9 protein-coding genes are annotated in these 8,085 nt (G+C 43.9%); 5 read left to right on the top strand and 4 right to left on the bottom strand.

Annotated features, from left to right (window positions below; translation table 11 throughout):
• Nucleotides 1-162: 162 nt before the first annotated feature.
• On the bottom strand, nt 163-813 hold the full coding sequence (locus AC1DE7_RS18865; protein ID WP_477534961.1) for a nitroreductase family protein: 651 nt from the start codon (nt 811-813) through the stop codon (nt 163-165).
• A gap of 129 nt (nt 814-942) precedes the next feature.
• Between AC1DE7_RS18865 and AC1DE7_RS18860 the strand changes: the two genes are divergently transcribed.
• Nucleotides 943-1,308 (top strand): MerR family transcriptional regulator, encoded by a 366-nt coding sequence (locus AC1DE7_RS18860; RefSeq protein ID WP_047841655.1) that lies wholly within the window; start codon nt 943-945, stop codon nt 1,306-1,308.
• A 43-nt stretch (nt 1,309-1,351) separates the two neighbouring features.
• Here the strand turns inward: AC1DE7_RS18860 and AC1DE7_RS18855 are convergent, their stop codons facing one another.
• The gene (locus AC1DE7_RS18855; protein ID WP_477534960.1) at nt 1,352-2,026 is read right to left on the bottom strand and encodes a VOC family protein; all 675 of its coding nucleotides are present in this window, start codon (nt 2,024-2,026) and stop codon (nt 1,352-1,354) included.
• A gap of 21 nt (nt 2,027-2,047) precedes the next feature.
• Nucleotides 2,048-2,929 (bottom strand): LysR family transcriptional regulator, encoded by an 882-nt coding sequence (locus AC1DE7_RS18850; RefSeq protein ID WP_477534959.1) that lies wholly within the window; start codon nt 2,927-2,929, stop codon nt 2,048-2,050.
• 169 nt (nt 2,930-3,098) lie between these two features.
• Between AC1DE7_RS18850 and AC1DE7_RS18845 the strand changes: the two genes are divergently transcribed.
• Entirely contained in the window at nt 3,099-4,280 is a 1,182-nt protein-coding gene (locus AC1DE7_RS18845; protein WP_477534958.1) for an MFS transporter, read from the top strand.
• Between the two features lie 41 nt (nt 4,281-4,321).
• Here AC1DE7_RS18845 and AC1DE7_RS18840 read toward each other — a convergent pair whose 3' ends face one another.
• Entirely contained in the window at nt 4,322-5,290 is a 969-nt protein-coding gene (locus tag AC1DE7_RS18840) for a helix-turn-helix transcriptional regulator (RefSeq protein WP_477534957.1), read from the bottom strand.
• Between the two features lie 87 nt (nt 5,291-5,377).
• On the opposite strand from AC1DE7_RS18840, the gene AC1DE7_RS18835 reads away from it, so the two are divergent.
• The 3 genes from AC1DE7_RS18835 (at nt 5,378) to AC1DE7_RS18825 (ending at nt 7,967) form a co-directional block, all read left to right on the top strand.
• Complete coding sequence (locus AC1DE7_RS18835; RefSeq protein ID WP_477534956.1) at nt 5,378-5,821, top strand: VOC family protein; 444 nt, start codon at nt 5,378-5,380, stop codon at nt 5,819-5,821.
• Nucleotides 5,822-6,049: 228 nt separating this feature from the next.
• Entirely contained in the window at nt 6,050-6,574 is a 525-nt protein-coding gene (locus tag AC1DE7_RS18830; protein ID WP_477534955.1) for a VOC family protein, read from the top strand.
• 487 nt (nt 6,575-7,061) lie between these two features.
• A complete protein-coding gene (locus tag AC1DE7_RS18825; protein ID WP_477534954.1) occupies nt 7,062-7,967 on the top strand; it encodes a methyl-accepting chemotaxis protein in 906 nt (301 codons plus the stop codon).
• Nucleotides 7,968-8,085 lie beyond the last annotated feature (118 nt).

The following is an 8,085-nucleotide window of genomic DNA, read 5'->3' as shown; positions in this document are numbered from 1 at the left end:
TATGTCCAAATCAGTATGAGGCTATTATAATGAAAGCCTTTAACTGATATAGGATGAGTACTCTGGTATTATGGGATGCACAGTGATTTCCATCTATTTTTCAGACTTAGTATTTACTATAGTATCATCCATAGTCATTTTAGTCTTGAGAGTAGCTGTTGATTATGCCCAAGTTGTAATCGTTTCAACCGGGAGACGATAGGAAGGATAGCCATCTTTGGCTGCTTTCCCTATGGAGATCAACATCACGGGCTGGAACCGTTCTTTATCCAGGCCGAACGCTTCGGCGATCTGGCCTTTGTCATAACCGGCCATAGGGTTGGTATCATAACCATGGGCACGGGCAACGAGCATGAGTTGCATGGATATGAGGCCTGAGTCAATGAGGTTCATGTCACGCAATTCGGATGCGTTTATGTTCGCATAATAAGGTTTTACCTGCTGCATCTGCATATCCATGATGTCTTGGGGCATGTACCCAAGTTCCACTGATTTGCTGAAAATCTCTTCCATGTATTCAACGTTGTTGACATCGTAAAACACGGCAATGACGGCGGAAGACGTTAGTGCCTGTGTCTGGTTAAAAGAGGCCAGTGGTGCAAGCTTCTCTTTGCCTTCAGCACTGTCGATAACAAGAAAACGCCAAGGTTGCATGTTAATGGCCGAAGGGGCACGTGAAGCCTTCGCCAGTATTTCGGTCATCTCCTCGCGGCTGATCTTCACTTCAGGGTCGTAGGCTTTAACGGAATGGCGCTCCAAGACGATGTTATCAAAATCATTTGTTTTGTTGAATTGACCAGTAATTGTGTTCATATTGAAATCTCTCCTCATATCTATATTGGTGAGAGTAGGGTATAAATTATATCTCCATCTGTCTCACTATGAGGATTGTAAACTATGAAGTATACTTTATAGCAAGAAGAAGAAACGGGGGAAATACATATGAAGATTAGTGAAGTAGCGAACCATGTAAACCTTCCGATATCCACGATTCGTTACTACGAGAAAATAGGTATTATCCCGGATGAACATATGCTGAGAGATCATAATAACTATCGAATATATGCGCAGAGCATTATTCAGCATCTGGAAGTGGTCAAACAATGTTTAGCTGTTGGTTTTACGATCCATGAGATCCAATCTATGATCTCTAAACATGGGTTTTCAAGTAATGATCAAGCAAGCATTATCCGAGCGAAAATATCAGAAATTGAAGAAATACAAAATAAATTAGAGAATTCCAAACAAAATCTGTACGAAATTCTTAAATCGGATATCACGTGTGAGGATGGTTTTGGTAAGTATTAAGCCGGAAGTCCCTCTATAGGTTTTCATTCAGTACGTTTTTACATCATATCGATTCAATCGAGTATAGGCCGTCCTGTATACGCAGATTACCGGGCTGCCCAGTTTCCACCTTCACCTCTGTAACAAATACACCAGGCATACGTCCGTCTGGGAACCATGGCTTCTGTTTATCAATGACAATAAACATGCCTTCTGCATCACCCGTGGGGGAGAATTGTTTTCCGTCTCCGGCAAATGGTTCAAGTTGATAATGCTCATTCAATGTGTTCATCGTCTCAGGAACATCATCGACAGGCAGACCGATTTCACTAATACATAACAGATGCTTCGCTTCAAAAGCTTCATCAACTGCATTATCGAGTGAATGGTGAGCGATAAATTCCATCAAGTTGCCGCTTGGATCATAAAAATAGAAGGCTGTTGCATCCCAGTAGGGGAAATAAAATTCATCTTGTCCATCTTTGGATAGCAATGAAATGTTACGGTCTTGAGCCCATCTTTTTGCATCAGCAAGTTTATTCGTTGGAATCGTAAATGCTACATGATAGTATGGCTTCTCTTGTTCTGGTGCCTTCTTGAAAGATAGGACCGAGTTCCCCGCACGGAATGAAACGCATGTTGCATTATCCTCCACAAGATTCAATTCCATTAGTGTACCGTAAAACTCTTTTATGGCCTCGACCTGATGTGTCAACAAACCAACTTCTCTTATAATCATTTCATTATCCTCCTTTTAAACTCACCCTTGATTGAAATACTCGATTGTTTTCTCAATAAATGCCTTGGCCGATTGCGTCAGGTAACGGTCGGACCGATGGATGATCTCAAAGTGCCGGTAGGGCGGATCGTCTGTAATTCGGATGCAACGTAGCGTGGGCTCATTCATGGCTTTGATCAGAGGATAAGGCAGCAGTGTTCCTCCAACGTTGGCTTTGACCAGGCTAATGATGGAGGTTGCCGAACTGGTCTCCATGATGGTATTTAGGGTGAATCCATATTTACGGCAATAGCCATCGACCAATTCTCTGCCTGTAAATCCTTCGGGGAACATCACCGTTTGGATATCACGCAACTCCTGAATTTCAATTGTGCTTCGTTCAGCCCAATCATGATTCTCGGATACGACGAGTACATATTCTTCACTGCACAAAGGAATGCGTACAAGCCGTCTATCCGGGGCAGACGTGATCTCGATGCCGATGTCGACTTCATTTTCCAACACTTGATTTACGACATAGATCGAAGAGATAACTTTCAATTGCACTTTGGGGAATCGGGCATGAAAATCAACGAGCAGCGGAGTGATACGGTAATCCAAATCGGATGGAAGAACACCAATCACCAATCGTCCCCGCTGATCATTCCGAAATTCAGCTAGCGCATCTTGGGTATTCTGTAAATGCCGGATCATCTGTACACAGTGCTCCAGAAACAGAGTGCCTGCCTGGGTCATCACAATTTTTTTGCCGACGCGGTCAAACAAAGGAACACCAAGTTCATCTTCCAACCCACGTATTTGTTGACTCAACGTAGGTTGAGATATGCCAAGTTTCTCCGCTGCCCGTGTAAAATGAAGCTCCTCACACACCGTAATAAAGTTTTCCATTTGACGAATCTCCATGAATTCACCTCTAATCATTGGTTTTAGTAATCATTTTAATAGAAACAATAGTATTGTTCAATCATTATAATGATCCTATACTTAATTCGTGCATCACCCGAAGATCTTGTCATTAAAGAATAGGATCTTTGGTGAAGGCAACGAGACTACTCCCATGAGGTGATTCATAATGAAACTTTTTTATATTGTATTGGCGCTTATTCTGGCTTCACTGAACTTAAGACCACCGATTACTTCCATTTCTCCTCTGATGAGTACCATACAGAATGATCTGGGTTTGAGCGGCATGACCGCCAGTCTGTTAACTACACTACCGGTATTATGTATGGGCATATTCGCTCCATTCTCTGTAAGACTAAGTAGGAGGTGGGGGAACGAAGGAGCCATTGTGCTGGCTTTAATCCTTATTGGGATAGGTACGGGATTACGATTGTTCGTAGGCGCAACTCCGTTGATGATGTTCACTTCTTTTCTGTCAGGTGTAGGGATTGCATTGGCAGGGCCGCTGTTGTCCAGCTTCATTAAGCAGTATTTCCCTAACCGAGTGGCAGCCATGGTCGGCATCTACTCTACAGCAATGGTGATGGGGGCCAGCATTAGTGTGGGGTTATCGGTTCCGCTCCAGCATACGCTGGGTGGATCTTGGAGAGGTTCTTTGGCTACATGGGCATTACTCGCAGCCATTGCATTGCCAATCTGGTTAAAATTAGCTTGGTCTGCGCGTACAGAGCGGCAATCCGGACAAACTTCGGCTGTAGTCCATGCACCACTTCCGGTGAAGAACAGGCGTGCATGGGTGCTGACACTGTTCTTTGGATTGATGGCCGCGATCTTCTATTCATTAACCGCCTGGCTTGCGCCAGCCATTCAGAGCCATGGGTATAGCCAAGAGACTGCTGGCAACATCCAAACGTTATTTACATTGATATCACTGCCCTCAACGTTATTCATTCCCATGCTTGTACATCGGTACCAAAAACGTGTCTTCTGGCTTGTTGGATGTGCGATGTTGGAGTTAATAGGTGTCCTGATGCTGAATCTCTCTGTCAGTCCGTGGCTCGCTGCGATTCCGCTCGGGATTGGTGCAGGTGGACTGTTCCCGATTGCACTTATGTTGCCGATTGATGAGACAAACAATGCTCAGGAAGCGAGTAGCTGGTCGGCTATGACTCAATCTGGTGGCTACATTCTTGGAGCACTTGGGCCGCTGGCGATTGGCTGGCTCCGCGATCTAACAGGCAGCTTCGTGCAAGCATTTTATGGTTTGGCTATCATCATCGTGTTGCAGATTATCGTTCAATTGGCTATTGGTAATAAAAAAAGGTTGAAAGTTAGCCAGGAGCAGAGCTAAAAGGCATGTAAAGTAAAATGGATATAGAAATATGATGATCTTTATACATGATCCAATAAGTCCAGGTAGTACTGCCTTAATGCTTTCTGTAAGATGACGGGCTCCATAATCTTAATCGATTTACCATAGCCCGCAAGATATCTCACTATGAAATCAAGCTCGTGAGGTTCATACGAACCGACAAGATACATGTGTCCCCTCTTCTCGCTGATCTGCATAGATGGGAAATGTTCTTGCTGGAATAGCTCCATCCCGGCTTCATCAATCAGGCATTTGAATGGAATTGCTTGTTCCGATGGTTTCCATAGAGATTGGGCATCCTGTGAATAGAGTTCCTTTACATGAGTTAAAGGTTCAATCTCCGTTGTTTCGGCTGAAATGATGCGGTCGCAGCGGAATACACGATAAGCTTGTTTATGCAGATCATAGGCCTGACAATACCAATAGCCTTTCCTGGCATAGAGCGCGATGGGTTGAATGGTGCGGATATTAGTGTTTGCAGAAGATGGCCTTTGATCAGAGGATCTACGCTGATTAGCGTACGTAATCTGGATCACTATATTCTGAACAGCAGCCATCAACAGAAACTCCAAATGTGCACTGTCGCGGATCTGCTCGGTATGTTGGAAGTAAACCCGGTGTTGGATGTTCTCAATATCCTGTCGTTGCTTGTCGGATAACGCGCTCATAAATTTCTCATGAATGGTCTGGAAAGAGACTTGAAAGGGTAAACTGGAGAAGCTGCGGAGAGCCTGCATCGCAAAATAAAGGGCATGAAGCTCCCCCGTATTAAACGAAATGGGAGGCAGCTGCATCTGTTGCAACAGTCGATATCCGCCGTAGCGTCCATATTCGACATAGATGGGCGCACCTAACTCTTCCAATGAAGCGATATCTCGTAACGCGGTTCGTTTGGAGATCTGGAACTCCTGCATGAGATCTTGCAGGGTGAACTGTTGTTTTTGATTAATAAAGCGCAGCATCTGGTTCATACGTTCTGATTTTTTCATATCAAACCCTCTTAATGGTGCCATGCATTGGCACCTTTTGTTGTTATAGTGATAAGTGTAATCCAATAGGAACAAGGAGGCAATATAATGAATTTTGAAGTGATACCATTTTTGTCGATGAACGGGGATGCGGCGGCAGCCATTGCTTTTTATGAAGAGTTTCTGGGCGCCAAGGTGATATTCAAGAAAAGTTATAAAGAGATGAAGGAGATGAACCCAGGTTTCGAGTACCCTGCCGGTCAAGATGAGTATATTACACATTCGGTGCTGGAGATTGGGGTTAACAAAGTCATGATTGCGGAAGAAGCAATGGACACGGAGAGAGCATGGCAACTGGGGAACAGCACGTCACTATGTATTCAATCCAAGGATAAAGATACAATCGATCACCTGTATCATTCTCTGATGCAACATGAGGGTGTGAAGGTACTGGTACCGTATGAAGAAAATGAATTCAGCCCAGGATACGGTATTGTACGGGACCCATTTGGCATTGCGATTCAGCTATGTGTCACTGTGCATGATTTTTAAAATGAGTTCAGGCCCTCGGTTAAGCACTCGGTATATAAACCTGTAACTAACTTAAAAACATCAAAAAAAGAAGAGCCATGGATATCATGCGCTCTTCTTTCTTCGGTTTCTATACAAGGTTGTTCGAGCAACCGATGGTTATAGCGGACCCCTTTTCGTGTAAATCATATAGGTACGGATGTCGCTGTGTACAAGCAAGTTCAATGGGTAAAGGAAAGAAGGGATAACATGATTACGAGAGGAATTGACCATATTGGAATAACTGTACCGGACATGGAGCAGGCGACACTATTTCTACAACAGGCGTTTGGAGCTCAACTTGCCTATGACCATATAACGCCGGATGATCCCCCACAGAAAGGACCCGAGGCAGAGCTTAAATTAGGACTGCGTTCAGGAGCAAAGGTTATTCATATTCGGATGTTATCGCTCGGGGAGAGCGCCAGTATAGAGTTATTTCAGTACGTGAATACAGCGCAATCGGAGCCAGTTAGGGCCTCAGATTACGGATTGCAGCATATGGCGTTGTATGTGGACGATATGCAAGAAGCTGCACGACACTTCGAGGAAGCGGGCGGGGTGTTGCTAACAGAGCCTGGGGCATTGACCGGTCATATTGAAGGTGGAGAAGGCAATCAGTTTGTGTATGGAAGAGCACCTTGGGGGATGCTGATCGAGCTGATCTCCTATCCTGCGGGCATTCAGTATCCGAATCACAGTGAAACGAAGCGCTGGACACCACGAAAAAAATAATAAAGATGAGACTGGATAAGAAACAGGACGATGCATGACAAATCGTTCTGTTTTTCTTGTATATAGGGGTTAAACGGTTATTAAAAAACAGAAATTATGTTACAAATACGTTACAAATACAGAAGTGTATACCTCTTTGCCTTATGTTACGATACGTACTAGTAGATACAGAGATATTTTACGGATAAGATAAGTTATAACGTCTCTTTTCTGGACAATGAATATGCTCCGAAAGTATGTTGATGGAACCCTTTTATCCAGGATATTGAAGAAGCATTGAAACGAAGGAACAACTATATATTTTGACTTCACAGGGTTGCAATAAAAATAAATAACAACAGGTGATCCAAAATGCTGCAAATCGGGTATCCATAGTAGAGCCATCTAGAACCTGATGGATACATATGTTGTTATGATTGTTTTTTGCTAGTTAAAGGCTGTCTATTATGGAATGAACTGTGGGGGTTATCAAGTGTCTATATTAGATATGGAAAAGAAAGATGTTGTCACCGATGCAATGGTTATCAAAGCGATGGAGAAAAGTCTTGCTATCATTCGATTTGATCTGGATCGCCGGGTAACCTACGTGAATGAAGTCTTTGCCCAGACGATGGGATATACGGTAGATGAGATGTACGGCATGAAGCATCAGCAACTGTGCTTCGGTCATTTTGCGAATACCCCGGACTATGATGCTTTTTGGAATAGCATATTTAATGGTGTCAGCTTTCAGGACAAGGTTGAACGCAAGGATTCAAAGGGGAATTCCGTATGGCTTGAGGCGACATATATGCCGGTGTACGATGAGACGAATCAGAAGATACTGGGTGTCTCCAAAATCGCCACCAACATTACCAACCGTCAGAACAACATTTCGGTCGTAGTGAATGAGCTAAAAACGATGTCTCATGAACTAAATGGGCAGGCAGATGTAGGCATTGAACGGAGCCAGGAATTAATGTCCAGTATCTCCTATATATCAGAGGTGTCGGCTACTAACCGTGCAACTTTGACTCATTTGCAGGAACAAGCCGGATCGATTCAGGGCGTGGTACGAACGATACGCGAGATTTCGTCTCAGACGCAACTGCTCGCGTTGAATGCTGCCATTGAGGCTGCACATGCAGGAGAATACGGACGAGGATTCGATATCGTGGCCAAGGAAGTTAAGAAACTATCCGCAATGGTGGAGAGTTCGATTAATGAGATTCGTGATAGCGTGACCGGAATAACAAAGGAGATTGGTAATATCACAGGTGGTACCAAAAAGGTAGAAGAATATGTCGAGCAGAGCCAGAAGCAGATTGAGATCGCTCTGAATGATTTTACAGCAATTGCTGCTTCAGCTCACTTGTTGGATGCCAAAGCGGAGCATGTGACCAGAATCGTATAACAATATATAGTAATAGCGGTTCCTTGCACAGGAACCGTTTTTTTGTCGTTCAGTACTCAAAAAAACGGGAATTATTGTGATCAAACGGGGACACAATACTTGGGAATACCTGCAGCTA

It is taken from the genome of Paenibacillus sp. 10L310 (assembly GCF_056395745.1).
The sequence above is the reverse complement of the archived record's forward strand: the minus strand, read 5'-3'. Positions and strand labels throughout refer to the sequence as shown.